Below are 581 nucleotides of genomic sequence, written 5' to 3' on the forward strand. Positions count from 1 at the left end.
AGGATGCCGTTACCAGACAGCTAGAAGTAACGGATCAATTGCAGGTAAAAGGTTTTTTAGGTGTTACATTAAAAGATTTAAAAGGAAATGTATTTGGAACACTCTGTGTAATGGACAAGGAAGAAAAAGAATTTTCAGGAGAAGATATTGCTTTTTTACAATCAATGGCAGGTATCTTATCTCATATGATCGATCTGGATGAAACACGATATCAGATGGGGTTTTTAAGTGTCCCAATCATTCCGATTACAGAAGGTGTTTCGATTCTTTCTCTTCAAGGTATTATTGATAAAGAGCGTGCGGATCAGATTATGACAGATGTGCTTCACGATGCAGCTCATAATGAAATAGATTACTTTATCATTGATTTATCGAAGCTGCTTCTGAGAGAAAAAGAGTTTCCGAATTTCTTCTTAAAAATGATTACAGCACTTCAGCTCATGGGTGCTCAAGCAGTTATAACAGGTGTAACGCCCACATTTGCGAAAGAGCAAATTAAAAATCATGATTTGAAAAACTTACAGTTAAAAGTCGTGAAAAATATTCAACAAGCTCTTCAATGTGTGGGGTATAACTTAATC

General features: G+C 35.5%; 1 protein-coding gene. It reads left to right on the forward strand.

Annotation, left to right across the window (positions count from 1 at the left end):
- A partial coding sequence (locus tag AC1DRF_RS31660; protein WP_477742781.1) for an STAS domain-containing protein occupies positions 1-581 on the forward strand: 581 nt, incomplete at both ends.

This window comes from Priestia sp. P5_B4, from assembly GCF_056400385.1.